The organism is Rhodococcus sp. IEGM 1307 (genome assembly GCF_030056915.1).
GTDB lineage: Bacteria > Actinomycetota > Actinomycetes > Mycobacteriales > Mycobacteriaceae > Rhodococcus_F > Rhodococcus_F opacus_D.
The window spans coordinates 1-247 of sequence record NZ_JASHKW010000104.1 but is presented as its reverse complement, the minus strand read 5'-3'; the positions used below and the strand labels follow the sequence as shown (position 1 = coordinate 247).

The following is a 247-nucleotide window of genomic DNA, read 5'->3' as shown; positions in this document are numbered from 1 at the left end:
GCGCACGCGTCGTCAGCCGACTCGAACCCTGGGCGCCGCGTTACTGCCACCCTCCAGAACCTCGCGGCCCGCGCCGGTGTGGCCGAATCGGTGGTCAAACGCGGACGCCGCCTGCTGAAGGCACGACCCCGCGGCTTCGAGCTGGTACGGGGCCGCACCCTGCCTACGCGTGAATTCCAAGCCGCCGAAATCGACCACGGTGGGCGCCAGCACCGCCCTGCCAGCGTATGCGCTCTCTCCGCCCCAC

Annotated in this window: 1 protein-coding gene; it reads right to left on the bottom strand. The window is 71.3% G+C overall.

Annotation, left to right across the window (positions count from 1 at the left end; genetic code table 11):
- Positions 1-12: 12 nt before the first annotated feature.
- Positions 13-247: hypothetical protein (locus tag QM841_RS42995; RefSeq protein WP_283336809.1), on the bottom strand; the 235-nt coding region annotated here is incomplete at its 5' end.